Here is a 25,365-nt window from a genome sequence, read left to right as displayed (position 1 = left end):
TTTCGGGGGATGTTTAATACTATTTATTTCATACACCGTATTTATCAATCCTTTTGTAACAAGAGTAACGAAGAGACTTGAACCCTCTTCTCTTGAACATTGGCTTGGAACAGACGGTTTAGGACGAGATTTCGCAGCTCGTCTTTTTTTAGCTGGTTTGATATCCTTAGGTTTCAGCTTACTTACTGTTTTACTCACTGCAATCATCGGTACGTTCCTTGGTTGTATTGCTGGATTTTATGGTGGACGTCTCAATCGGTTGATTCACCGATTAGCAGATGGTCTCGTCATTTTTCCGGATACCGTTCTAGCACTCGTCATCGCTGGATTAGTTGGGGCAAGTCCACAAAGCCTAATCTTTGCAATTTTACTCATCAAATGGATCTCTTACGCGCGATTAAGTGAGACACTCGTGACCGAAACAATTCAAAAACCATACATCAGCATGGCACGAATCAATGGTCTAACGGACAAGATGATTTTACGACGCCACATCCTTCCATCGATCATCCGTCAAGTTGTCGTCCTGATGAGTTTGGATGTCGGAAAAGTCATTTTATTCTTGTCAGCGTTCTCTTATATCGGTCTTGGTATCCAGGCGCCATTTCCAGAATGGGGAGCAATGCTGAACGAAGGACGTCCTTATTTCAGCTCGGCTCCTCGACTCATGCTTTTACCAGGTGCCTGTATCGTCTTCACTGTCGTTGTGACGATGGGGTGGACCCGGTGGATGAAGAAAAAAGGAGGACCATCATATGATTCAGATTCGAAACTTACGCGTTCAGGCGAAACACGTCCTTCTGCATGACGTGACTTTATCGCTACCGGCTTATCAATTCGTCTGTCTCGTCGGAGCGAGCGGAAGCGGCAAGACGCTCTTACTGAAACGGTTACTAAATCGATTGCCGGACGGGATGTCGTCTAGTGGGGAAGTCACCTCGGAAGTACCACTTCGACGAGGACTCGATATTGGTTACATTCCTCAACAATATACGGATGCGTTTCTTCCGTTTTTAACGATGCGTCAGATGTTACGGGATACGTATCGTGCGCATAAACGAAAGGTCGATCAACCTCACATCGATCATGTTTTGCGAACGCTCGAGTTAGACCCTGTATGGTTGGACCGGTTTCCATCTGAGTTAAGTGGTGGGCAATTGCAACGGTTCGCAATCCTGATTGCCGTTGCCTTAAAACCGCGTGTGATTTTAGCGGATGAGTTAACGACGGCACTTGATCCCGTCTTGACACGTCGTTTACTCGACTGGTTGACCGAATACCAACACCAGTACGGTGCAACGATCTTGTTCGTCACCCATGAATTAGGACCTGCTTTACATTATGGCGACCAGCTCGTCTTGATGCAGGAAGGGCGGATCGTTGAGACGGGAACACCGCAGATGATGAAACAAAGTCGTCATCCGTTCACGATGACCTTGATGCAAGCGCATCGTATATCACTGGAAGAAAGGAAGAGTTCATGTCATCTGTCTTATCCGTAACAAACCTTACTTATCAGATGAAGGAGCGGTCGATCCTCTCGAATATCTCGTTTCAAGTGATGGCAAAGTCGTCTGTTGGCATCATTGGTGAAAGTGGGAGCGGGAAGACGACACTCGGACGATTGATCCTTGGTCTACTCGAGCCCTCTCATGGTGCGATTTTCTTACATGGAAAGGCATTTCCGAGTGGACAACAAAACGAACGACGAGCTATTCAAGCCGTCTTTCAGCATCCGCTCGCTTCCTTTAATCCAGAATGGTCGGTCCGCGATTCGATTCTTGAACCATTTCGTTGTCATCGCCCAATCTTGCGGCATTTTCCAGCAACGTCAGAAGAGGATCTCATTACGACACTTGCCGATGCTGTCGGGCTAGAGGCACGACTATTCGACCGATTTCCTCATCAATTGAGTGGGGGACAAATTCAGCGTGCTGCGATTGCCCGCGCAATCTCGATTGAACCCGACATGATCGTGATGGATGAACCAACGACAGGTCTTGATGTCGTATCCCGGGCGCGTATCATCGAACTACTGGAACACTTACAGCAAACACTCGGTGTCAGTTTTGTATTGATCTCGCATGATATCGACTTCATCCGTCGTCTGTGTGCAGAAACACTCGTCTTACGAGACGGTCATGCTGTTGATGTGATTGATCGACTCGAATCTGGTGGTTCCTATACGCAACGATTCGTGGAGGCCGGCACATGGTGAGTACTCAACCGAACCACAAAACGTTTTGGTTACTTGCCTATCCTTTGATTCTCTCAAGTATTGCGACACCGCTGCTTGGTGTGACCGACACTGTCGTCATCGGACAATCCGGTGATCCGCAAGCGATTGGCGGCATCGCGGTCGGAGCTGTCTTCTTTAACACGATCTACTGGTTGTTCGGCTTCTTGAAAGTCAGTACGACAGGATTCAGTGCTCAGGCAAGCGGAGCAAATGACGCGCATGCCTTACGGACATCACTCTACCGACCGCTGTTCTTAGCAGCCTGTATCGGTCTACTCATTCTATTGTTCCGCCAGCCGCTCGAACAGATGGGACTCTATTTACTTGCGCCACCTGTTGATTTGCTCGATACGGTCAAATCGTACATCTCGTACCGGATGATTGGCGCACCATTCGTCTTGATGGGCTATGCGTTACTCGGCTGGTTAATCGGGACGGGACAAGTCAAACATGCTTTGTTCGTCCAATTATTCAGTATCGGGGTCAACATCGTGCTCGATATTGGATTCGTCTACGGACTGGATGCTGGTGTTGCCGGAATCGCGATGGCGACCGTCATCGCGGAAATCAGCATTGTCGTCTGCAGTCTCTATCTGATTCGGAGTCATTTGTCGATGACGCGCGACGAACTGCGTGACTTGACCGCCTGGAAAGCTTATCGACAATTCTTTCGCGTTAATCGCGATTTATTCATTCGAACGATTTTCCTGCTACTTGTTACCGGCTGGTTTACACGAGCGGGAGGACAATACGGACCGGATATCCTTGCAGCCAATGCGATTCTCCTGCAGATTCAGTATTTGATTTCTTATTGGTTCGGTGGACTCGGTCATGCATCCACCGTTCTCGTCGGTCGTGCACGAGGAGATCAGGATCAGAACGGATACCGGACGAGTGTCCGCTTGGCACGGACGTTCGGATTCTACTCGGTCGTCTTCTGGTCACTAGTACTCCTATTCCTTGAGACACCGCTGCTTCAGTTGTTTACATCAGAAGAGGCGATATTAGACGCGGCACGCGATTATTACCTCTGGATCATTATCCTACCGCTGATTGCTGGGTGGGCGATGATTTACGAAGGGATTTTTGCTGGGCGGGTTGAAGCAACACCGGTCCGGAACTCGATGATTCAAGCAGGGATCGGTTTTGCGATTGTGCTGCTGTCGACATCAAGTTTTGACAATCAAGGAGTCTGGGCAGCGTTTCTGACGTTCTTTTTAATTCGCTCTTTATCGTTGATCCTCGTCGAAGTGAGACAATGAATAACCCGAAGTTCCCTCATGTAAGTGAAGGAGCTTCGGGTTATTTGTCGTCGATCGCTATAGGACGGACGAATAAGGCATTCAAGTGATGGACAAGGACATGACGCAATCGTTCTTTCGGGAGACGTTCTGGTCGAAACAGCGCATGAAAGGCTAACCCATCAACGAGTGCTGCGAGACGTTCGCTCTCAAGCTCGATGTCGATACCTGCTCGGAGCGTACCGTCCGGAATCCGTGTCAGTAATACTTGACACATGTGGTAAATGTCGTCCGGATTTTCTGTTGATTGAGACGCATACGCAGACATCATGAATTGGAACCAGACCTGCATCTCAAGCTGATGCTCGGGTGCATAGGGTAAGACTTCGAGTAAGACGTTGCATAACGTCTCTTCTGGTGTTCCTCCTCTCTCGAAAATGATTGTAATGCGTTCTTGGACCCGTTCTTGAACGAGTTGCATCGAAAAACGGAGCAATTCTTCCTGGGTCGTGAAGTAATACCGTAAGGCACCAAGGGACAGTCCAGCTTCCTTGGCAATCGTCCGGACGCTAGCTTGTTCAATACCGACATGAGAAATCGTGCGCCACGTCGCTTCTGCGATGAGGCGTTTTCGTTCTTCGTGATTGACTTGTTTTGGCATACATTCAGTATATCAGCTTTTTAGTACGAATGTATTAAAAAGACTGGTCAAGTGATGGAAGTGATGATATCTTTATAATACAGTCGTATTAAAAAAGGAGAGGATCACGATGCAACTTGTCGCTTGGGCAATCGTTTGTTGTGAAATTCTATTTTGGGTATTCATCGTCGCAGGATTAATCGTTCGTTATGGATTCAGGCGAGAAAAACTTGGATTTCGGTTAATGGCGATATCACCCGTCATTGATATCGTCTTACTCGTCTTAACGGTGTTTGACTTAAGTCGCGGCAGCACAGCAACGCTTGCACACGGACTTGCTGCGATTTACATCGGCGTATCACTCGCATTCGGAAAGCAGATGATTGCCTGGGCAGACGGGATGTACCGTCGTGTAATCCTGAAGGAACAAGTAGCAAAGGAGCGCATATCGCGTGCGCGACGGGAACGCAACGGATTCTATCGGCATATCTTGGCATTTTTGATTGGCGGTGCCTTACTCGGAGCCATGATTCTCTGGCTCGGAAATACGGATCAAACGGAAAGCCTCTTGCGGACGTTACAACTGTGGGGACTCGTTCTTGTAATCGATGGTGTTATCTCGATGAGTTATACCGTATTTCCGGCTCGTTCCAAATAAAAACGAACCTTGGCTGTCAGCGGTCGACAGTGAAGGTTCGTTCCCGAATCGTATTCGTATGTACTTGTTTTCGGGCGTCGATCGAATCCCGAATGTGGATGATGTAACGACGTCCTTTTTTGTATCCTGTGCGCGGTGGTTTGATTCGGATTTCTTTGCCGTCTAAGACTTCAATCTCCGTTTGCATCCGCTCTCCATTTGAATCCGTCACGGTGACCGTACGGTTTGAGACCTGCTCCTTGCGTAGTCCTTTCGCATATTCGATATCGAAAGTATGATACGAGGAGATCGAGCGGGCACGTGATTTGAAATGCGGCTCGTCCGTGCGTTCGTCAAGGGAACAGTAGCATCCCGTAAACAACAAACTCGCCGAGAGGAGTATCGAAAATAGATGTTTCACGAAAACGCTCCTTTATGTATTTGGTAATTTTAGTATAAGACAAATTTTAGGGTACGACAATCCTTCTTGAGACCGAATCGAGGACGTCTATTAAAATCAAGCAGGTCCATGCTATAATCGACCGAGAGAAAGGATGCGATACACCATGCCAGTACAACCAGACCAACGTGAAATCATCGTCTCGATTCGGACGAGTTATGACTTTAAAGCCGACACCGGTCGGGCGATCCGCGTCATCGAGTTTCACGGACGACGGACGACATTGTTCGATACATTCGAAGCGTCATCACCGAAACGAATGATTATAGTTGAGATGATTCGTGCCGTTCAATCGTTTAAGGAACCGTTCCATATCATTTTCAATGTTGAATGTAACTTCGGCTTCAAGTACTTGACGGACCAACGAAAATGGGAAAACCGAGACGTCGGCGATACGTTCCTCGACTTGATTGAAAAAGGCGGTCATACGTATGAATTACGCGACAGTTCGTTTTATGAAGGTGGAAAGGCCCTCCAAAAATGGCTCGGCAACACATTAAAGCAAAATAGCTAACAAAAAGGCTGATTCCGTAGTGGAAATCAGCCTTTTTCTGTTGTATCGATCGTCTCGCTTTCGAGATAACGATACAGTGTACTTTTACTAATACCTGTCTGCTCACGGATATCTGCGAGCGAATAGTTTTTACTTTGATACATCGCAATCGCGCGACGGACGTTCTCATCTGCTTTACGGGGACGACCTGTCTGTTTTCCTTGTTCTTTTGCCTTCGTTATTCCGGCACGCGTCGACATACTGATGACGTCGCTTTGTAATTGAACGAGATGTCGTGCCGTTTCAAGAAACGATAAGGATGCACGCTCGATTGTACGAATGTTTTCGCGAAGCGACCAGACGGTTGCGCCACGTGACTCCATGTGCTCAAGCATCTCGATCAAATGGCGGGTCGAGTCTGCCAGAACATAGAGGTGCGTGACGACGATTTCGTCTCCCGTCTGAAGCGTCTCAAGCATCTGTTCGAGTTCCGTTCGTCGTTTTGCCGAATCATGAGTCTCAACGACACGTGTCGTCACATCGATTCGGTCCGCTTCTGCTTGTTGGGCAGAACAATCTGGATCATCCGGGTAGGGTCTCATGTAGAAATATTGCATGGGTTGAGCTCCTCTCTGTCGATCAAGATCGACGTCAGTTCCTCATCAGTATACCGTATTCTTGCCTTCGTGCCGCAGAAAACCGAAAACACGTCTTTCTTCTCATGTTCGTATCGACTAATTTGTGGTAAATTGAGTGGAAGAAGCTTATCGGACTTATCGTTTCATCATTCATTCTTTTCTAAATGAGGTGCTCATCGTGAACAAAGAAGATCATCAACTCGCCCGTCAACTCTTGACGACGTATTTCATCGGTACACAATTATCAACGGTCCATGTCGCAGGATACGTCACACTCGAATTCATCAATCTATTTGATTCGACAGCTCCTGAACTTCGACTCCGGATCGAGACGGATCGTCTCTTTTATGGAGATGTCGAGACGACGCAAGATTGGGTCGTTCGCCATGCAACGAAGGAAGAGATGTTGCACTTAATCGTCTCGCTTCACGCTGAACGGATAACAGGTGTCCGGATCGGCAAGACCGCGCCGCATCTATTCTTGACGTTCAGCAATGGACAAACGCTCGTCTTAAATGGGTCGGATACATATTACGAGTCTTGGGCGATCGATATCGGTCTCGCCCCGCACCGAGCCGATGCAACGATTGTTGCCGTGCCGGGTGACGAACTCGCCGTCTTCTCCGGCATCGGTGAACAAATTGAAGATTGAGTGGACACGTGATGAGTGGTGTGACTGGATCATGCCGCTCGTTGCGTCGCGGTATCCGGATTACTGTGCCGTCTTACTTGCCGGCAGTCATACGCGAGGGCAGGCGACTGCACAGTCAGACGTCGATTTGATCATCTTTGAAACAAGTCGACGACAAGCGTTTCGGGAATCGTTCCTCCATGACGGTGTCCCGGTCGAAGCGTTCGTTCATTCGTTTGAGACAATACAGCCTTTTTTCGAGAGTGACCGGGAACGTGATCGCCCGTCCCTGCAACGAATGATTGCTGACAGCTGGACGATCAAGGATCATCCACACCTTGCATCCATCCGTAAGGAAGCCATTCAACAATTAGCAGACGGACCGATCGCTTGGACGAATTCGGAACAAGAGCGTACGCGTTATTTTTTAAGTGATTTGCTTGATGATTTCGAGAGTGTAACGAACCGCGCGGAAGGTCTTGCGATTGCGTCGCGTTTGTATGAACAGAGCATCGAATTTATCCTCCGCGCTAATCGTTGTTACATCGGGCAAGGGAAGTGGGCGATCCGCGCACTTGCAGAATTTAATGAAGACTATGCGAGTCGACATACAGCGGCATTCGAGCTATATTACCAATCGGATGATCGCCGAGAGGTCATCGAACTGCTTGATGCTTATCTCGCACCGTTTGGCGGACGCTATTTTGACGGATTTTCGCTTGGTAAATAAAAGTATGTAAAACAAGGAGGCACACTTTCGGTCGATGATTCGAAAATGCGTCTCCTTGTTTCGTAGATCCATAGTGAGAAGGACGAAGCAAACGACTCGGTAATTGTGTCGCTGCATTACCGATCGCGGCATTGATTTGTGCTTGCGTCAAAAAGAGTACGTCCGTCAGTCTCGCATCTTTGACATTACAATCCCGTAAATCGGCACCGAGAAAGTCGACTCGGCGTAGATTACTGCGTGACAAGCTTGTCTCAAGTAACCACTGATTCTGAACACTGGCACCTGAAAAATCACGTCCTTGTAACGGTTTCCCGGCTCAGTCGTGTGGTGTCTGATCGCGTCTTCCGCTATACTGAGCTTGAATGCGACAGCTGTAGTCCGTGACAAGTTCGTGACACGGTGTTGCTTCCGGTTTATCATGACTGAAATCAATTGATTTCGAAAAGGTGAGCACCGTGCAATAGAGACCAAAACAATGCGTACAATCAATCTGGAACGTGGGTTCCATCGTATTCACCTCTACGACTACTATAGCAAGAAAGGAGTTCGGCTATGCTGCAATTTCAACTAAATGAAAATGAAGACGGACAGGACTGGCTACGACAACAAGTGCGTCAATACAATGTCGATCGTTCATCGTTTCATGCGACAAAACGTTCAGAGGGAACACAAGCCTTCACGTTACTTGCGAATCGTGACGACCATCGCATCGGTGGTATCTCAGGGGAAGTCTACTGGGGCTGGTTACATATCGAATGGTTCTTCGTCGTTGAGGAAGAGCGGGGGAGCGGACTAGGTGCAACATTACTCAACCGACTAGAAGAATGGGCACGTGAAGCGGGTGTTCAGCGAATTCGCGTCGAGACGTTCTCCTTTCAAGCGCTTCCATTTTATGAGCGACACGGATTCGTCGAAGTTGGACGAATCGACGATTATCCGCCTGGAATGAGCTATCATCTACTCGTCAAGCAGGTCGACCTATGAAACGACGACTCCTCTTCATTTTAGTCGTCGGACTAGCACTTGGAACGTTGACGGGCATGCAGCAACGTCAAGCGACCAGTTCGTTCACAGCGCAACAAGTCGCTCATCTTTATTCAAAAATGACGCGCACACCGGTTGAGGCACGTGACGTCTACTTCGTCGAACGACTGTCTGAGCATTATGCCGTCGCCTATCTAGAATCGAAGCAAGATCGATTGTTTGTCATCCTTCGTCAATCAGGCGACGAACAACGAATCAATCGAATCATTCGTTCGAAGCAGACAACGGAAGCGGACTGGTTCGAAGGGCGATTGCTGAAGACGACAGAAGGACGATATCTGGTTGCGTATGGTATGAATGCGTCGAAGCAACTGCAGACAATCCGGTTCGAGCCATTTAAGATCACTGCTGACGGAGATGAACCGCTGCGACCGATGCAACGGTCGCTGTCGCTATCCGGTCAGGAGCGTTTCCATACCGTTCAGCTATTGCCGGACGCGTTCCCGCATTCGCTCTACTTTGAGATGATTGCGACGAATGTGGATGGAAAAGAGACGATCCAACGTCTGACGTTACCGAGCGATAACGCATCCGCGTTTTCAACGCGTGGTGACTTTTAGTATACTGAATACGAAAAAAGGGGGAAGGTAACATGTGGATCGTCATGAACCAGTTACACGTCGTTAAAGGAGCTGCAGATCAGGTCGCAGCGCGTTTTAAAACGACGAAAGGAATCGAACGGATGGAAGGGTTCCACCGGATGCAAGTCCTCGTCGATATCAGTCAAGATCATGAAGACATCGTTACGATCATGACGACATGGTCGAATCAAGCGGCGTTTCATGCATGGCAGGAGAGTCAAGCGTATAAAGGGGTTCACCATAAGCGGGATAACGGAACGTCCGAAGTTAAACCGCTCGTCACCTCAAATACCGTCACGGAATATGCGATCGTCGCCGATCACGGCGCCGTAACCGAATGAATACAACACCCCTTGGGAGGACGTCTCTCAAGGGGTGTTGTCTAGTACATTGAAATAGATTGTTTTACCGTAATCTGGGTATATCATAACAAAAAGACGAAACGAGGTGACACCTCATGGTATACCGGAAACCTGTCGTCTCCAGCCTATCCGTCCTTAGCGGTATGATTCTGCTCTTCGGTTTCTTGACGAGCGGAGGATTCATTTATCTCTACTTCTTTGCCTTACTGTTTGCCTGCGTCTCCTTTTTACGAGAACCACTGACACGCAAAGAGTGGTTACACGAGGGGATCGCCTTCATTTTTTGGTGTAGTTTGATTTATTTAGTGCAGCACCTCGTCTATACGGTGTGAATCATTTTTCATATTGTTCGAACAAAGGAAGGAGGATGTCACGACCTTCTGCCGATAGGTGAATTGACACGTCACGCTTCGGATCTTTTAAATAGATGTCGGTCTTTTTGACACGCTTATCGAGATAAACTTCGTATTGTTGTCCTTTCACTTCTTTTCGGAACGTCAAGTACTTCCACTTCGCACGTTTACCCCTTACGTCAGCCTGCTCACTCGCCTTGATTGCTTTTTTTAATTTCCCGGATTCATCACTGGTCATCATGATCGTATCCTCGACTTTAAGGCGATCTTCATAAGAGAAATCACTTTGATCATAAAGATAATGCTTGAACTGCTTTTTATGGAAGAGTGTTATGTCATTGAGATTTGATAGAACATCTTCTTCCGATATATCCTGTTGAGCAAGCTCAGGCGGACGTTTCATCGTGTGCTGAATCGACAATTCGTAGCGGAATTGGCGTCCGTTTTTTTCTGTCGCGATAAGCGTGCCGTAACGTTCCGGTGTACCGTCACCAGGAATGAAGCGGACTTTTCCTGGCTGTTTCATCGCATGAATCGATGTCTCCATCTGCTGTCCACTGATTAATTGCGGTATGCGTACAAAGGAGTTATACGATATATCGTCATTCTCATTATATTTCTCATTGTACGTCAGATAAAGCTTCGTATCTTCAGTAAAAGGAGTGAGGGCTTCTGCATAGACGACGAATGTCTTTCGTTCGTCTTTTTTCGTCACATCAGTCGCTTTCATCACCAAGTAACCTGATCCAGGTAGCTCTAATTTTCGAACAGAACCGTTTATGATTTTATCATCTCGTGAGAACCAGTCGTCTTTTTTAATGGTGTCTGGCTGTACTTCTAACTCGTTCGGATGTTCAACCAGCTTCGTTTTCGTAAAGACATCTTGTTTGGTTGATAATAGATGATACTCGCTGTCAGCCATATTCTGACAATACAGATATGTCTGTTCTCCAGACTGGACATAACGAGCCATCTGTCCTAAATAATCTTCAAACGGTGCCGTCATCACGACGGAGAACATGTCACCGGAAGAATAATTTTTCGGAGCTTTTACGGCTTTTGACCGACACGTTTTCATGATGATACTCATTTCCTTTTCCGATAACATCTTCGGAGGTTCTTTGCCTTTAAATCGCGCTCCATCATACAATTTCGATAAGTAATCCCATTTGAAATTCGGCGCGTCACTTTGACAACCGCTTAACGCGAGCGTTGCTCCAAGTGTGAGTCCAATCCAGTAACGTTTATTCATTTGTTAAGCACCTCACTAAGTGCTTCACTTGTCGTACCCGACAGCTTCGCACCATTCTTTGTTCCCTTTTTGACGACATAGATTTCAAGTTTTTTTGATCGCTTACGTTCGAATAGCTCAAACGTTTGGCTTTTCCCTTGGCGAATCAAGGTTAATTTTTTCTGCTTCAGTTTTGTTCCTTGTGGCTCCAGGACGTCGGTTTCTTTTAATTCCTGAGCAATCTTTTTTGCTAATTTATCCGGAATCGCTGAAATAAATTTATAATCATTCTGTACGAGCTCTTTCGGTGATTGATGGATGAACCCGACATATCCAGTTGATGTATCATCTAGAAATCTATTTTTGTGGTTCACAGGTTTTTTGTAGTTCTGATTAAGACGCAGATAAATCGATGTTTCCTGAACGATCTTGCCTTCGTCTTGTTTGCGCACAGTTGCGAAGTGAACGGTCTGTCCTACAGAAAGCTGGTCCGGAAGTTGTTTTCGCTCGATTTGGTACGATTGACCTTTAACGAACTCTTGAATACTAGGTGCCGCTCCGGTATAACCACCACTAATCCTTAGCTCGATCGATGAGTTTTGCAATCCGATATCGGGAACAACGCGGAAAGCTAGATTCAATTCGGAGCCTGACAGGGGCTCGGTCGACGCAAAAAGTGTTTCTTCTTTGTCTTTTTCTTTCGTAAAGACGACGAACTGTCCTTCCGGTGGTAAGGACAATTGATATGATGGGAAGAGGTAACGACCAAGTCCTTTCGTGTCTTTACTTTCTTCATTTTCCTGTTGTTGTTGATCCGTCACCTCTTTTGGAACGTCTTCAAAACGAACGACCGTTGACTTAGGTTTTATCGGTTTTTTCGACCAATCGACAAATGGATAATCACTTCGTTTAATCTGATGGACCGCATAATCCGCATGGCGTATCGGCTGACATGCCAGATAGTCTTTTTTTTCGTCTGATAGGAAACGAGCGTGTTGGAACTCACGCCCTTGGATATTTGCAGGAAGGAAATACAAATCGAATCCTTCGTGTTGCACGTATCGGTCAGGTAAGCTCTTCATGTCAGATTTTTGCTGACAACCCTTCAACAAAGCAGCAGTTTGTTTTTTGGGGAGATCCGGTATCTCTTGACCATCAAAGGTAGTCGAAATACCGCCCCAGTAATTGGCATCGTATGTAAGATCTAAGTATTGTTCTTTACCGCATCCGGCAAGTAGGACTACGCCTGCGAGAATACCGGTATGTATATAGCGTCTCATGGAAAACCCCCTTTATACTGGTGACTATATTTTACCATAATTTCTATAATAGACAGAATTTTCTATAATACTTTAGCATCAAGATGTTTGATATCTCTTGACTCGGGAATAATAGATGCATGCACGGTCAATCTATTACTATGGGGGTTTTATGATGGGTACATTCATTCAAGCAGTTGATGGCACGAAAATTTATGTCGAGGATGTCGGGTCGGGTCAACCGGTCGTCTTTTTACACGGCTGGCCGGCAAACAATAACATGTTCGAGTATCAAAAGAACTTGCTCGTCGAAGAAGGGTACCGTTACGTCGGAATCGATTATCGCGGTTATGGCAAATCAGATGCACCAGCAACGGGATACGATTATAAGACGATGGCGTCTGACATTAATGAAGTCATCGAACAGCTGAAATTAACGAATGTCACGTTGCTCGGCTTCTCGATGGGAGGAGGAATCGCCTTGTCCTATCTCTTTCAATACGGGGATTCAAAAGTCAGTAAGCTCGTTCTCGCTGGAGCTGCGGCACCTGTCTTTACACAACGCGACGGTTATCCATACGGGATGACAAAAGAAGAAGTCGATGCGTTGATTGCCGATACGAAACAAGATCGTCCGTCGATGCTTAAAGGATTCGGGGAAATCTTCTTTGCGAAAGAACATCCAGAACCACTTCAACAATGGTTCCACGGTCTTAGTATCGCCGCTTCATCCCACGGAACGATTCAGTCAGCGATCGCCTTGCGCGACGAAGATTTACGTGGGAAACTCGGAGACATCAAAGTCGATACGTTGATCATCCATGGTAAAAAAGATCAAGTCTGTCCGTTCGAATTTGCCGGAGAAATGCAAAAGGAAATTCCACATGCGCGACTTGAAGTCTTCGAAGAGAGTGGACACGGCATGTTGCTTGACGAACAAGAAAAGTTCAATGAGACATTACTGTCGTATGTCAAAGGAAATCAAACCGTCTAATCCAACAAGCCATGGACACGCGTCCATGGCTTGTTTTTGTGTACAGAAAAAAGCGTGCGCCGGCGCACACTTTTTAAGGGCGATACTTCCGCATGAACCGTTGATCGATCCAGCGCTTGAGGTACCAACCGAACGGGTGAGTCGAATACTGATTGCCGTACATTGAAACAGCATGACGCGGTCCCATCGATAAAATCGTCAAATAGTTCGTTTGCGGACGATAGGTTTGCAGTGCCTCTTCCTGGACGTACCGTAAGAGGTTTGCTAGTAAAATCGGTGCTTGCCGGACGGCTGTGACACCATTTTTCGGAATCTCAGGATACGCGACGAGGGTCGCCGCGTCACCTGCAGCAAATAGACTCGGATGATCGAGCGCTTGCAACTGTTCATTGACGAGTAGGAATCCGTCTTCCGTGTAGAGATCGCTACCTGCAAACAATGCCGGTGCTTTGGCACCCGTTAAGCGGATGATCGCATCCGACTCGATGGGTGGGTGTTGCTTAAAGCGAAGTGGTGGTTCGTCATCTAGAGGACGTTCCCGAATCCAATGAACTTCGAGTGCTTGTAAGCGTCGTGTAATGGCTTCCGCTGCTGGATGCCCTGAAAGTAACTTTGGATCCGTGATGAGTGTGATCGGTACACCCGCTGCTTTCAAGGACGCTGCCATCTCGACGGCAGCTACGCCGCTTCCAATGACGACCGGACGCTTTGCTTGTTGCAGACGCTTTAATGTATCCGGTAAGCGATAATTCGGCTTGATCGATAAACGTGTCGTATTTTCTGTCCAGTCAAACGAGCCAATGTTCGTTGAAGCGACATCATAGGTGTAGTGTCTGCCAGATGCACCGAAGACGACTTTTTTAACAGGATCAATCTTTACGACAGTCTCTTCTATGAACTGTTTATCATGGGCATGACATAAAGCGGCCACGTCGACACGAATTTCATCGATATCGTATGTACCGTCTGCAAGTCCTGAATACATACCCGAGTAGTATTGATACGTCGAGGCGTTCAAAATTAACCACTCGACGTCTTCTGTTGGTCCCTCTGTAATGCAATGCAGATGGGCATGACCTGCACCAATCAAGATGATTCGTTTCATGTCGTTCTCCTTCAATCTGTCTTGCTAAATTGTACCCGGATACGGGTGGTGGTAATCATAGCAAAAAGATGAGACAAATGAACGACACGATGGCGAGTAGATACATGATATCCCGACGACTAACCTCCGGAATCTCATAATACGTCCGCTCTGCTGAGAAGTGCCGTGCTTCCATGGCGATGGCCATCCGTTCTGCTCGCTGGATTGAACGTGTAAAGAGAGGTAAACCGATCGACAGAAAGGCGTCACCTGGGAAGCGACTGTGAACGTTGCGGATCATCCGGACTTGTCGTAAGACTCGCACCTCTTCGATTAATTGCGGAAGAAAGCGGATCCCAGCGAGAAAGCCATAGGCGAAGCGGGGCGATAACTTCGTCTGATGAATTAAGCTCATTACAAACCGTGTCGCATCAGTCGTTGTGACGAAGGCGAGGCTCAAGCAGACGAACGTTGCCATTCGTAGGGCGAGTAACCAGCCATGCATGATGCTCTCTGTCGTGACATGGAACCAACCGAATGACCAGATGGTGTCTGTTCCTTTACCGAAAGCAGCCATCATCCAGAATGTCAGCACGAACAACAGACTGTAAGGTGCGAGCCGTTTCAAGAAATCGATGGGACCCCAGCCGGACAGAAGTAATAAACCAATTGCCAGTCCAAGGAACACGAGCGTCTTGTCCCAATCGGTTGTTGCAATCAGGGCAAACATGATTAAAAACAATCCGCTTCCTTTGATGACAGGATTGAGCTTAGCGAACAGGGACGCATTCGTTTGCAACGTGATGCACCTCCTGACGTTGGTAAGAAAGCGGACGTTGGAGCTGACAGCGCGTAAGTAAGGCAATATCAGCGAACAATTCATTCGGACGACCATCAAAAACGATCTGTCCTTGCTCCATGACGAGAACACGATGGGCGTAACGGGCGACGAGCTCCATATCATGCGTTGCCATGACGAGCGTCGTTCCGTTCTGTTGCTCCGTCAATAACTGCTCCATTAAACGCCGCGTCGTCAACCCGTCCTGTCCGAACGTCGGCTCATCGAGCAACAACAAGTCTTTCGTCTGGCCGAGCATCGTTGCGACACTGAGCCGTCTTTGTTGCCCGGTACTGAGAGCAAGCGGCGATTGTTGTTTGACAGATGTCAGTTCCAACCGGTCGAGTAACGCTGCGCGTTCATTGCTCGTCACTCCCCGGTGACTCCAGTCGATTTCCGCTTCGACTGTCAGCTTGAGAAACTGCAGATCTGGTTGTTGAAAGACGTAGCCGACTTGTTCGTAAAAATGATGCTTGGAATACCGATGAGCCGGACGATTGCGGAATTGATATGTTCCGCGCTGAGGAAGAAACCGACCAAGTGTCGCGAGGAGCGTACTTTTTCCAGAACCGTTTGCTCCAAGTAGCATGACCCATTCACTCGTTTGAAGCGAAAACGTCGCACCGGTCAGCGGATAAGGTGCTTTTGTCGACAATTCAGAAACGTGCAACAAGGGAAGTCCTGCTGGAACGACAGGGGGAGGCGCGAAAAGTCGTGCCGCTTGTGGTCCATCCGCTGGTAATGTCTCAAGTGTATAAGGAAAGAGCGACGGAACGGCGATGCCTTTTGATTGAAGCCGCACGTAGGCATGTGGAAACAGGTCTCGTGGATGCGCTGTCACGGTAATCGTTCCTTCTTCAAGTAAGACGACTTGGTCGACATACGGTAAACAGACATCGAGTTGGTGCTCGATTAACACAATCGTTAAATCGTGCTCTTTCTGGATTCGAAAGATCAATGCCATCAGTTCGTGTTGTCCGATCGGATCAATCTGCGCCGTCGGTTCATCGAGTAGTAGAATGGTTGGTTCGAGTGCTAGGACTGCAGCGAGCGCCAGTCGCTGTTTCATTCCCCCAGAGAGACTAGCGATTGGTGTTGAAAAGGGGAGGGGAAGACCGACGAGTACCAGCAACTGCTCAATTCGTTCATCCATCTCCGCGCGTGGGATTGATTTGTTTTCTAAGCTAAAGGCGATTTCACGTCCAATCGTTTCCATGCAAAATTGCTCGTCTGGATTTTGGAACAGAATGCCGACAGAACCGGATCGGCTCACCGTGCCAGTCTGTTCGACTTCGATTGTCTCTGGCGTCAGTCCAGCAAGCGCATGAAGCAACGTTGTCTTACCACTTCCGCTACGGCCAAGTAGAAGCGTCGTTCCTTGGTCGATCGTTAGCGTTACATGATCGAGCACTGATTTCATCTGACCGGGATAACGAATACTTAGGTCGTCAACGGTAATCATGCGACCTCCCGTTTCACACGTCCGGCTGCAAAACCACTTAACACACCAGTCGCAACGAGGCGACGGACGAGAATCCATGCGAGTAAGCCACCAAGTAATGCACCGCTGATCAATTGTAGTCCAATCGTCACGAGTAACGTCGTCGTCGTGTAATAACCAAAGCCATTCGCAACCAGGCTGTAGACGATACTTCCGACTGCTGCTCCGACACCAGACAACATCAGTGTCCATGCGTCATAACGACGGTAACGCGTCATCGCAAAGACGAGTTCCGCACCAAGACCTTGGCAGACACCAATTAACAGTGCCGATAATCCGAAGTGACTCCCCGTGAACAGTTCGACTGCTGCTGCGACGACTTCCGCAATTAACGCGGCACCTGGCTTTTGGATGATTGCTGCGACAAGCGGACTTGCGATGATCCAAATCCCGAACATCCAGTTAGCACCAACGGGACCGAAGATCGCAGACATCGGTAACCACAGTGTCGACCAACCGAGATAGATGACACCGCAAGCGACGGCGAGCATCATCATGACCATGATTTCTTTCATTTTCCAGTGTTGCATTAGATACGTCCTCCTTAGAATGGGGGAGACAACAAAAAAGACCGCCCTCCGTAAAAAAGAGAGCGGTCCTCAGAAAAACTGCGCGTAGCAGGAGTCATTGGATGTGATCGCTCCACTTTCCTACGCTAGTATGAACTAGATCAGGTTCGAAGGGTCCGAAGTGAATCGTCTCAGCCAATGGGCTCCCCTAGTGGATATAGTGAATAGTTGATACGCTGTTCACTTTAGGCAATCTTCTGTCTATTGTCAAGACACAAAAAAACGATACGCCACTTGGGGCGTATCGTTGGATAGCTTATTTGTTGTCTTCGTTCTCTTCAGCTGCTTCTTCTGAAGACGCTTCTGTTGCTTCGCCTTCATTTTCTTCGCCAGCTTCAGCTTGTGCCTCTGCTTCCGCTTCTTCGATTTCTTCAAGATCCTGCTCGAGTGTAGACTCGACGACTGCTGCGACTTGAATGTCACCTTCAGTGACGATACGGAAATCTTTTTGCTCTGGAAGATCGGCTACAGAGATTGAATCTCCGATTTCGAGGTTCGTGACGTCAACTTCGACGTTCTCTGGTAATTTATCTGGTGTAGCTGCAACTGTTACTTTAAAGAGTGTTTGTGAGAGGAATCCACCAACTTTTGCACCGGCTGCTTCGCCAACGAGTACAACGTCTGCTTCCACTTCTGTTTCTTCATCCATTTTCACAGCGATGAATTCAACGTGATCAACTGTTGGTGTGAAGACATCCATGTCACGACGGTTAATCAAGACGTTAACGTTTTTTCCGTCGAGTTTAAGTGAAATCAAGACGTTCTCACCGTTCTCACGAACGATTTTTAACAATTCTTTTTCTTCGAATGCGATTGGTGTACTTTCCACTTTGTAACCATACACGACACCAAGAGCTTTTCCTTCATGACGTAATTGTTTACGGAGTGAGCGTGGACGTACCTCGCGTTTTTCGACTGTTAATTTAACTGACATGTTCATTTCCCCCTTGAATTTAGTATAGCCCTCAAAAGGTAATGAATGTAGGAGCAGGACGAATCCTGAACAATATGAAATCATGCTAAGACCATCGGTTTCAGACTCTCTTGAATCTGACGCTTTCGTGACTTTGCATTTCTCTCCCAGGTCATTACGCTGATATTGAGAAACATGTGTGAGTAAGTCACCGGTTTGATGCGGTGCTAATGAGTTTATACCCCTATGTTTTAAATCCTTAAACCTCTTTTTTTATTTTTTTAAAGTCGAAAGACCTCCAAACCGCTTGAAATCAAGGGTTGAGAGGTCTTTCGTTTTTTTCATTTTTTATGGTGATTCGTTGATTTTCACGGACTAACACACGAACGAGACGTTCGATTTGCCGCATCGTCGTCTGCCCCATCGTCGAAATTTGAAGCCACTGATTGCGAACGAGATAGTCGCTTTCATACTGGACGTGATACCCCTGAATCCGAAGAGCATCGCCTACATCAGTTGCTGACGGATGAACGATGGTTAAAATGCCTGGTGCTTGTGCTTCTTGTTGAGCGAGCAATTGAAAGCCCGTTGCGCGGACGGCTTGTTCGAGATAAGTCATCTTAATTGCTGCTTGATCGAGATCGAGAGCGTCCAGTGCTGCCTGACAGGCGAGCAACAGATTTGAGGAGCCAGAAAAAGCAATTCCATCCGCATAGAGACCGAGATCCAGATAACGTGGAATAGAGGGAGAAGGTAAGACGTTATCTACGTGCCCGATGAACGTAAGACCTGGTAATCCCCCAATCGCTTTTCCAGAAACGGTCGTGACGAAAGTGCAACCGGCGTATGAAAAACGTCCAGTCCCAACAGCACTGATCGCATCGACGACGAGTGCGGTTCGTTGATGGAGCAGCGCTTTTACCGCATCGAGGTCATAGAGGACACCGGTCGACGTCTCACAATGTGTCAACCAGACCCAGTCATACGTCGTCTCATTCAATTGATGTGCAAGTTGTTCCACGTTGATTGGATGACCAAGCGGAAGTAGATGGATGTCAAATGACTTTCCGGCACGTGCCGCATGATCGATCAAGCGTTGACCAAACTCACCTCCGTTTAGGATTAACCCATGTCCGCTGAGTTGTTGCGCCACGATATCGTTCGCAAGGGTGCCGCTACCGACAGCCATCGAGACATGCGGAAGATCCAGCAAGTGACACATACGACCTCGTAAGTCTCGATCAAGTTGTCGCATCGATGCTGTCCGGTGCGGACGCGGTGCTTGTTGCGCCGCTTGGCGAACCGTCGGCGCGACTTCGACTGGTCCCGCTAGAAAATGCAAAGGACGTAAGACGTCCGCGATGACGGAGCGTTCGTATGTCGCGCGCGACAACAACATCGGTACGAACTGAGCGTCACCACTACCGAGCGTCGGTGCAAATGGTATGAAACCGAACCGGGCATAGAGTTTCGCTTCTCGCGTCGTCCCACTGATATAGACGTAGTCAATTGTTTCCCGCTCAAGATAGACCATCAAAAACCGCATCAATTGCATGAATGTACGGCTATTGCGGTATTCTGGTCGAACGCTGAGTAAGCGAATTTCTGCTGGGGCTGTCAGTGTCTCGTCTAGCGTCACCCCTTTTTCTTCAAGCGAAAAGGGACGATTCGTTCGAATGGCGATCATGGCAACGAGTCGATCGTCTTCCTTACCAATTAAGTAAGTGTTCTGATCATGGAAACGATCAATTCGCTTTCGTTCGATGTTCGGTTGATGCTGCGGAATCTCTTCCGTGAAAGTGAGGTAGTTCAATTCATGGATTGCTTCCGCGTCGTCCGCAGTTGCAATAGAAAATTCGATCATCGAGACGTCCTCCTTATGTAATGACTGGCTTATGAAGTGCATCATGAGCCCACAGGACAAGTAGACTCATAGCGACTGTACACAAGATATTGATTGGTCCCGCATTAAAGGAGACTGGTAGTAATGGGAGTAGAATAACCGGAATCAGCCCCGCTTTGACGCTATCTTTCGTTACGAGATAAGATAGACCGAGTATGCCTAATCCACCTAGGTATGCCCATGGTGTAATGGAAAAGACGATGCCCGAAAAAACAGCGTACCCTTTGCCACCGCTTCGCGGATGAAACAGCGGAAACAAGTGACCGATGAGCACGGCAAGAGCGACGGGGTAAAACGCGTCTGTTAGATGCAAGGCGAGGACTGTCTTCGTAGCATCAAACAAGTAGACGAATAAAAAGGCCGGAATCCCACCGGCGCGATGGGCGTTACGGGCGCCGATGTTTCCCGAGCCGACTTGTGCCAAATCAGTGCGGCTGATGTACTTCCAAAGTGTCCCGCCAAGGATGCTGCCGATGAGATAACCAAGTAGGAGATCAAGGATCACCGTTGTTCCTCCTTTGTCGTTACGAGATGAACGAGTTCCTTAACGGTCAAAGCATCACTGTCCGGTGCCGTTAAGACAGCATCAATCATTTGTGCTTTTCGATCTTGTAATTCTGTCATTTTCTCTTCGATCGTCCCGCGAGTCAGTAATTTGATGACTGTCACGTCAGACTGTTGTCCGAGACGATGGGCACGGTCGGCTGCCTGTTGTTCGACGGCCGGATTCCACCAACTATCAAAGAGAATGACGGTATCGGCGGACGCGAGATTGAGTCCCGTTCCACCAGCCTTAAGGGAAATCAAGAAGAGATCGACTTCACCGTCATTGAACCGATCGCATAATGCAACCCGATCTTCAAGCGGTGTCTCACCCGTCAAGAGGAAGTGGGGAAGGTGACGTTGTGCGAGATCCGAGCGAATACGTTCAAGCATCTGCGTATACTGCGAAAATATTAAAATCCGCTTCCCGGCCGCTCGTTTTTCAGCAATCAACGACTGGAGTCGCGTTCGTTTTGTCGCTTCCCCCGTGTACCTCTCGACGAATAATCCTGGATCGTTACAAATTTGCCGTAACCGTGTTAATCCAGCCAGTAACTTCAAGCGATCCTCACGTTTCGTCTCGTCTAAATGTTGTAGCGTCTCGAGTTGCAGTTTGGCGAGATACGACGCATATAACCGTTTTTGATTCGGTCCGAGCTCAACATAATGATGTTCGATCTGTTTCTTCGGTAAGTCTTGTAAGACATCGTGTTTCTCGCGTCGTAATAAGAACGGTTGAATGAACTGTTGCATGTCATCGAACGACCACTTCTCAAACGTCGCTAGATCCGGGAGTAATTCCGGGAATAAGACATGAAAGATCGACCAGATATCACGTGGACGATTTTCAAGCGGCGTTCCCGTTAAAGCAAACCGACGTTTTGCCTTCAAATGCCGTAGTTGACTGACCGTTTGTGCTTGCGGGTTCTTTAAGTGTTGGGCTTCGTCAAAGAAGACGACGTCATATATGGGATGACGACGGACGTCGCTTCGAAGCGTCGTATAGGAGACAATCGTCACCGTATCTTCGGATAAGTGTTCCAGCTCACGGAGTCGGACGGCTTGAGAGCCTGTCACGATATGAATCGGTCGATCGGGTAAAAAACGTTTCAGTTCCGCCTCCCAGTTTCGCAGTAGTGATGCCGGTGCAACGATCAGGGCACGACTGTCCGGAATCGTTGCTATATAACCAATCGCTTGAATCGTCTTCCCGAGCCCCATCTCATCGGCTAAAATCCCGTGACACCCTGTTGCCTCTAAATTCTTCAGAAATTGAATGCCCGTCCGTTGATACGGATAGAGTCGTGATTCTAACGAATTCGGCAATTTGAGCCGGATTCCTTGTCCCGATTTCAATTCGAGCCATTTCTCGAGCAAATTGGCATGCAGATGCAGGACAGAGGCACCAATCAGATGCTTCATGTTCCGGACGGCGGGTAAGACGATTCGCCCGTCGCGTAAGTCTCGTTCACTTGCTTCCATCTGGGCGAGGACCCGTTGCAACTGCTCGAAGGCGCGGGTTTCTAGCGACACGAATTGACCAGACTTCAACCGGTGATAGCGTTTTTGTAAGACGAGCGACTTTAGGACACGTTTCAGCTCATCTTCTGGAATTCCGTCCATCGAAAAGTTGAAGACGAGCCAGTCGAGTCGGTCGGTCACGTCGACGTCGATCCGTGGATGAAATGGTCCTTTCGGTAATGTCGTCCGGATCGCTTGCGTCGCGAATAACTCTAAGTGACCGAGTGCGACCCGTTCGTCCAGCAGACTCCGTAGAAAGGCATACTGCGCGGCGTCACTTGCAATGATGTAATGCAAATCCTTTGGTGTAGCTTGAAATTCACGCAAGAAACGTAAGATACTCTGCTCCGTTGAGTGATCCCGACCTGCGTAGATTGTCTCATCCAGAGGGTTGAGTTGAATGCCGTCGTAATCGAATGTTACGCGGACCTCGACTTCCTGAGCCGTTCGGTCAAGCTGTAGTTTAACGGTTGGTGTACCGGAGACGATTCGTTCTTGTAACTCAGGACTAAACGAGACATCCGCGACCCGTTGCAAATACTGCGTCTGTCCGAGCAAACGATCGAAGTAGGATAGGGACAACTGATGCTGCTGATTGTCCGATAAGCGCTTAAGCGTGACGACGGGTCCTGTCAATTCAAAATGGATTGCCACCCGACGGTCGGATGTGAGACTTCGTAAATAGTTGCGCGCACCGGCGTCGTCGACTTGAATTGCCGTGAACGGACGGATTTGCGGCGACAGTGGCGTCGGTGTACCGTGCGCCTGCACATGATGCATCGCCAGTAAGACAGCGACGATATGTCCGCAAAATGATGTATCCATCGCAAGCGACGGACAGTTACAACCCGCGTCAACACCGTGCGCTTTAACACGGACCGTCACCGTGAATCGTTCCTCACCGTCGACGCTTGCCTCGATCAGTTCGTCGCCCATCCGGTAATTGTGTAACGTGACCTTTCGAGCGGTGACATACTTCTTACCTCGTCGAAAGGCATAGGCATCAGACATCTGTTTGATTTTACGTTCACTGAGCCCGTAATTCATGCTATCCCTCCTTTAGTTGACATAATATAATTATCGTTCACCATCAAATAAATCGACAGCGCGTTTTTTCTCAGAATCACCAATATGGGCATAGACTTGCGTCGTTGCGACCGATTCATGACCCAGTAACTGCTGAATCGTTAGGACATCAACGCCGCCGGTCGCAAGTCGCGTCGCAAACGTATGCCGCAGCTTATGTGGTGTAATTTTTTTGCGTTCTAAAAAGGGGAGAACTGGTTTTAATCGTTCAGTATGCCGCTGCAGAATGTGTTGAACGGCTCGTGGGCTGAGTGGTTTCCCGTGTTTTTGGAAGACGGGTACAGCGCCACTCGTTGGCATTTGATAATGAATCGCGTATTTGCGTAAGGCAATCCGCGCTGGTTTCGCGAGCGGAATCAACCGTTCTTTATTGCCTTTTCCGATAACGCGGAGCGTGTTTTCATGGAAATCGACATCGTTCCAGACGAGTTGTGTCATCTCACTCAAACGCATTCCACTATAACCAAGTAATTGGAATAACGTCACATCGCGGACACGATCCCGTTCATAATGCGACGCTTCGCGGGCATTCATCTCGACGTTCGATGGTAACAATTGAATCAGTTCGTCCCATTCACGTTTCGTCAGGTAGACCGGCTCCCGTTTCGCTTGTTTCGGTCGATTGACTTTAGCGACTGGATTTTCCGACAGTAGACCCGTATCGACCAAATAACGGAATAATGATTGTAATGCTGATAACTTCCGGTTGATGACGCTTGGTGCATTTTGTTTTGTTAAGGCCAGGTATTCGGCGTACGCTTCGATCCCTGCTGCGTCAATCTCGACGAATGACTCAAGTGGAATATCTCGCGCCGTTACTTCTTCACCAGACGCTGCAGCAACGAACTGAAAGAACGCTTCGTAGTCATAGACGTACCGACGCATCGTCGCTAATGAGAAATGTTTGGCTGCCAACTGATCCAAATAGGACTGAATGAAGCGCGGCATCCGCTCGTAACCAGGAATCGCTGGTGCTGTAGCCGAAACGGTCGTTTTATGTATCGTTTTTCCTAGGTTTTTAAATAAACTCATCCAACAATCACCCCTCTAGTAGTAGTATACCAAACGTTGGTACGACAAACACTTGTTTGCGTGAAATAGTTATTTCACGCAACGTTAAATTGTCAGACAGGGAGCTCTCAGTTGCATCGACAAGGTGTCAGACGGGTCATTGGTCAACTCGATGCACGTGAGATTTTATAGAGAATTTAAGTATTTTTAACCTAATAACTTGTATGTAATAACAATAATAATATTATGTAAACTAATTCATCGAAAAAGAATGAATATTCAATTTCGCTCTCAGTTGCATCGAGAACTTGTTCGACGGGTCATCGGTCGACTCATTTGATTTCAAGACGATTTCTGAAAAACGTCGAAAACGTGCTCGATTTCGCATACTTCATCTTGGTTCGGGTATAGACTGTTAGGCAAGAGTTATTTTCATAAGGGGGAGTTCTAAATGATTACCGATCAGCAAGCACGTCAATATTTGAAGGATGCAAAACGAATTGCCATCGTTGGTGTCTCGAGTGATTCCGGAAAGACAGCAAACTGGATTGCCGACTACTTAGTCCAACATGGATATGAAGTCATTCCGGTCAATCCAACGTTAAACGAATGGAACGGTCAAAAGGTTTATCCAACCGTCGCGAGCATTCCAGGACACATCGATATCGTCGATGTCTTCCGTCGTTCTGAGTTTTTAGCAGATGTTGCAAAAGATGCTGTCGCTCACGGGGATGTCGGAATGATTTGGAATCAACTCGGACTATCGAGTGTCGAAGCAGAGAGTCTCGCACTTGGTGCTGGAATTCCATATATTGAGAATCGTTGCATCAAAATCGAGCATCAATATCTGTGAGTAATCGTAC

General features: G+C 47.9%; 29 protein-coding genes, 1 pseudogene and 1 riboswitch. Of the genes and pseudogenes, 14 read left to right on the top strand and 16 right to left on the bottom strand.

The window, feature by feature from the left end:
• Positions 1 to 157 precede the first annotated feature (157 nt).
• The 4 genes from ADM98_RS10235 to ADM98_RS10220 are packed head-to-tail and all read left to right on the top strand — an operon-like array spanning position 158 to position 3,501.
• Positions 158 to 808, top strand: coding sequence for an ABC transporter permease (locus tag ADM98_RS10235; protein ID WP_160315935.1), 651 nt, complete (start codon positions 158 to 160; stop codon positions 806 to 808).
• Complete coding sequence (locus ADM98_RS10230) at positions 756 to 1,502, top strand: ABC transporter ATP-binding protein (RefSeq protein WP_053453410.1); 747 nt, start codon at positions 756 to 758, stop codon at positions 1,500 to 1,502. The genes ADM98_RS10235 and ADM98_RS10230 overlap by 53 nt, the downstream gene beginning before the upstream one ends.
• A complete protein-coding gene (locus ADM98_RS10225; protein WP_053453409.1) occupies positions 1,481 to 2,218 on the top strand; it encodes an ABC transporter ATP-binding protein in 738 nt (245 codons plus the stop codon). The genes ADM98_RS10230 and ADM98_RS10225 overlap by 22 nt, the downstream gene beginning before the upstream one ends.
• Complete coding sequence (locus ADM98_RS10220; protein ID WP_053453408.1) at positions 2,212 to 3,501, top strand: MATE family efflux transporter; 1,290 nt, start codon at positions 2,212 to 2,214, stop codon at positions 3,499 to 3,501. Before ADM98_RS10225 ends, ADM98_RS10220 begins: the two co-directional genes overlap by 7 nt.
• Before the next feature lie 40 nt (positions 3,502 to 3,541).
• On the opposite strand, the gene ADM98_RS10215 is transcribed toward ADM98_RS10220, so the two are convergent.
• Positions 3,542 to 4,141 carry a TetR/AcrR family transcriptional regulator gene (locus tag ADM98_RS10215; RefSeq protein WP_053453407.1) on the bottom strand — a complete coding sequence of 200 codons (600 nt, stop codon included), beginning with the start codon at positions 4,139 to 4,141 and terminating at the stop codon, positions 3,542 to 3,544.
• A gap of 109 nt (positions 4,142 to 4,250) precedes the next feature.
• Here ADM98_RS10215 and ADM98_RS10210 point away from each other — a divergent pair, with 109 nt between their 5' ends.
• A complete protein-coding gene (locus tag ADM98_RS10210) occupies positions 4,251 to 4,778 on the top strand; it encodes a hypothetical protein (protein ID WP_053453406.1) in 528 nt (175 codons plus the stop codon).
• 16 nt (positions 4,779 to 4,794) lie between these two features.
• On the opposite strand, the gene ADM98_RS10205 is transcribed toward ADM98_RS10210, so the two are convergent.
• The gene (locus ADM98_RS10205) at positions 4,795 to 5,178 is read right to left on the bottom strand and encodes a hypothetical protein (protein ID WP_053453405.1); all 384 of its coding nucleotides are present in this window, start codon (positions 5,176 to 5,178) and stop codon (positions 4,795 to 4,797) included.
• A gap of 145 nt (positions 5,179 to 5,323) precedes the next feature.
• Here ADM98_RS10205 and ADM98_RS10200 point away from each other — a divergent pair, with 145 nt between their 5' ends.
• Positions 5,324 to 5,731: a hypothetical protein gene (locus ADM98_RS10200; RefSeq protein ID WP_053453404.1), complete on the top strand. Its 408-nt coding sequence runs from the start codon at positions 5,324 to 5,326 to the stop codon at positions 5,729 to 5,731.
• Between the two features lie 26 nt (positions 5,732 to 5,757).
• On the opposite strand, the gene ADM98_RS10195 is transcribed toward ADM98_RS10200, so the two are convergent.
• The gene (locus ADM98_RS10195) at positions 5,758 to 6,312 is read right to left on the bottom strand and encodes a recombinase family protein (protein WP_326933873.1); all 555 of its coding nucleotides are present in this window, start codon (positions 6,310 to 6,312) and stop codon (positions 5,758 to 5,760) included.
• A 214-nt stretch (positions 6,313 to 6,526) separates the two neighbouring features.
• Here ADM98_RS10195 and ADM98_RS10190 point away from each other — a divergent pair, with 214 nt between their 5' ends.
• The gene (locus ADM98_RS10190; protein WP_053454534.1) at positions 6,527 to 7,000 is read left to right on the top strand and encodes a hypothetical protein; all 474 of its coding nucleotides are present in this window, start codon (positions 6,527 to 6,529) and stop codon (positions 6,998 to 7,000) included.
• Complete coding sequence (locus tag ADM98_RS10185; RefSeq protein ID WP_235504879.1) at positions 6,927 to 7,709, top strand: nucleotidyltransferase domain-containing protein; 783 nt, start codon at positions 6,927 to 6,929, stop codon at positions 7,707 to 7,709. Before ADM98_RS10190 ends, ADM98_RS10185 begins: the two co-directional genes overlap by 74 nt.
• Here the strand turns inward: ADM98_RS10185 and ADM98_RS17735 are convergent.
• Together ADM98_RS17735 and ADM98_RS17475 are read right to left on the bottom strand one after the other, a co-directional pair.
• A pseudogene (locus ADM98_RS17735) lies at positions 7,636 to 7,989 on the bottom strand (pentapeptide repeat-containing protein); the annotation flags it as partial. The gene ADM98_RS10185 and the pseudogene ADM98_RS17735 sit on opposite strands and share 74 nt — an antisense overlap.
• A gap of 36 nt (positions 7,990 to 8,025) precedes the next feature.
• Entirely contained in the window at positions 8,026 to 8,217 is a 192-nt protein-coding gene (locus ADM98_RS17475; protein WP_200904895.1) for a hypothetical protein, read from the bottom strand.
• A 44-nt stretch (positions 8,218 to 8,261) separates the two neighbouring features.
• Between ADM98_RS17475 and ADM98_RS10180 the strand changes: the two genes are divergently transcribed.
• The 4 genes from ADM98_RS10180 (at position 8,262) to ADM98_RS10165 (ending at position 10,028) form a co-directional block, all read left to right on the top strand.
• Positions 8,262 to 8,693 carry a GNAT family N-acetyltransferase gene (locus tag ADM98_RS10180; RefSeq protein ID WP_053453401.1) on the top strand — a complete coding sequence of 144 codons (432 nt, stop codon included), beginning with the start codon at positions 8,262 to 8,264 and terminating at the stop codon, positions 8,691 to 8,693.
• On the top strand, positions 8,690 to 9,313 hold the full coding sequence (locus tag ADM98_RS10175) for a hypothetical protein (protein ID WP_053453400.1): 624 nt from the start codon (positions 8,690 to 8,692) through the stop codon (positions 9,311 to 9,313). The genes ADM98_RS10180 and ADM98_RS10175 overlap by 4 nt, the downstream gene beginning before the upstream one ends.
• 32 nt (positions 9,314 to 9,345) lie before the next feature.
• Positions 9,346 to 9,675, top strand: coding sequence for an antibiotic biosynthesis monooxygenase (locus tag ADM98_RS10170; protein WP_053453399.1), 330 nt, complete (start codon positions 9,346 to 9,348; stop codon positions 9,673 to 9,675).
• 116 nt (positions 9,676 to 9,791) lie between these two features.
• A complete protein-coding gene (locus ADM98_RS10165) occupies positions 9,792 to 10,028 on the top strand; it encodes a hypothetical protein (protein ID WP_053453398.1) in 237 nt (78 codons plus the stop codon).
• Position 10,029: 1 nt separating this feature from the next.
• On the opposite strand, the gene ADM98_RS10160 is transcribed toward ADM98_RS10165, so the two are convergent.
• Complete coding sequence (locus ADM98_RS10160; RefSeq protein WP_053453397.1) at positions 10,030 to 11,301, bottom strand: hypothetical protein; 1,272 nt, start codon at positions 11,299 to 11,301, stop codon at positions 10,030 to 10,032.
• Positions 11,298 to 12,560 carry a hypothetical protein gene (locus tag ADM98_RS10155; RefSeq protein WP_053453396.1) on the bottom strand — a complete coding sequence of 421 codons (1,263 nt, stop codon included), beginning with the start codon at positions 12,558 to 12,560 and terminating at the stop codon, positions 11,298 to 11,300. Before ADM98_RS10155 ends, ADM98_RS10160 begins: the two co-directional genes overlap by 4 nt.
• 154 nt (positions 12,561 to 12,714) lie before the next feature.
• Between ADM98_RS10155 and ADM98_RS10150 the strand changes: the two genes are divergently transcribed.
• Positions 12,715 to 13,533, top strand: coding sequence for an alpha/beta fold hydrolase (locus ADM98_RS10150; protein ID WP_053453395.1), 819 nt, complete (start codon positions 12,715 to 12,717; stop codon positions 13,531 to 13,533).
• 73 nt (positions 13,534 to 13,606) lie between these two features.
• On the opposite strand, the gene ADM98_RS10145 is transcribed toward ADM98_RS10150, so the two are convergent.
• The 9 genes from ADM98_RS10145 to ADM98_RS10105 form a co-directional block, all read right to left on the bottom strand.
• Positions 13,607 to 14,638: an NAD(P)/FAD-dependent oxidoreductase gene (locus ADM98_RS10145; protein ID WP_053453394.1), complete on the bottom strand. Its 1,032-nt coding sequence runs from the start codon at positions 14,636 to 14,638 to the stop codon at positions 13,607 to 13,609.
• A 55-nt stretch (positions 14,639 to 14,693) separates the two neighbouring features.
• Positions 14,694 to 15,416 carry an energy-coupling factor transporter transmembrane component T family protein gene (locus ADM98_RS10140; RefSeq protein WP_235504878.1) on the bottom strand — a complete coding sequence of 241 codons (723 nt, stop codon included), beginning with the start codon at positions 15,414 to 15,416 and terminating at the stop codon, positions 14,694 to 14,696.
• On the bottom strand, positions 15,388 to 16,917 hold the full coding sequence (locus ADM98_RS10135) for an ABC transporter ATP-binding protein (RefSeq protein ID WP_053453393.1): 1,530 nt from the start codon (positions 16,915 to 16,917) through the stop codon (positions 15,388 to 15,390). Before ADM98_RS10135 ends, ADM98_RS10140 begins: the two co-directional genes overlap by 29 nt.
• Positions 16,914 to 17,486, bottom strand: a complete 573-nt coding sequence (locus ADM98_RS10130; RefSeq protein ID WP_053453392.1) for an ECF transporter S component — start codon at positions 17,484 to 17,486, stop codon at positions 16,914 to 16,916. The genes ADM98_RS10135 and ADM98_RS10130 overlap by 4 nt, the downstream gene beginning before the upstream one ends.
• Positions 17,487 to 17,586: 100 nt before the next feature.
• A riboswitch (TPP riboswitch) is annotated at positions 17,587 to 17,685 on the bottom strand.
• Positions 17,686 to 17,781: 96 nt separating this feature from the next.
• Complete coding sequence (locus ADM98_RS10125) at positions 17,782 to 18,459, bottom strand: 50S ribosomal protein L25/general stress protein Ctc (RefSeq protein WP_053453391.1); 678 nt, start codon at positions 18,457 to 18,459, stop codon at positions 17,782 to 17,784.
• Positions 18,460 to 18,751: 292 nt separating this feature from the next.
• Positions 18,752 to 20,302, bottom strand: a complete 1,551-nt coding sequence (locus tag ADM98_RS10120) for a GNAT family N-acetyltransferase (RefSeq protein ID WP_053453390.1) — start codon at positions 20,300 to 20,302, stop codon at positions 18,752 to 18,754.
• Positions 20,303 to 20,315: 13 nt separating this feature from the next.
• Positions 20,316 to 20,846, bottom strand: a complete 531-nt coding sequence (locus ADM98_RS10115; protein WP_053453389.1) for a glycerol-3-phosphate acyltransferase — start codon at positions 20,844 to 20,846, stop codon at positions 20,316 to 20,318.
• Positions 20,843 to 23,452, bottom strand: coding sequence for a DEAD/DEAH box helicase (locus tag ADM98_RS10110; protein ID WP_053453388.1), 2,610 nt, complete (start codon positions 23,450 to 23,452; stop codon positions 20,843 to 20,845). Before ADM98_RS10110 ends, ADM98_RS10115 begins: the two co-directional genes overlap by 4 nt.
• 30 nt (positions 23,453 to 23,482) lie before the next feature.
• Complete coding sequence (locus ADM98_RS10105) at positions 23,483 to 24,523, bottom strand: tyrosine-type recombinase/integrase (RefSeq protein ID WP_053453387.1); 1,041 nt, start codon at positions 24,521 to 24,523, stop codon at positions 23,483 to 23,485.
• Between the two features lie 430 nt (positions 24,524 to 24,953).
• Here ADM98_RS10105 and ADM98_RS10100 point away from each other — a divergent pair, with 430 nt between their 5' ends.
• On the top strand, positions 24,954 to 25,355 hold the full coding sequence (locus tag ADM98_RS10100; protein ID WP_053453386.1) for a CoA-binding protein: 402 nt from the start codon (positions 24,954 to 24,956) through the stop codon (positions 25,353 to 25,355).
• The last annotated feature ends 10 nt before the right edge of the window (positions 25,356 to 25,365 follow it).

It is taken from the genome of Exiguobacterium sp. BMC-KP (assembly GCF_001275385.1).
Lineage (GTDB): Bacteria > Bacillota > Bacilli > Exiguobacteriales > Exiguobacteriaceae > Exiguobacterium_A.
This window is presented reverse-complemented; position numbering and strand designations above follow the sequence as displayed.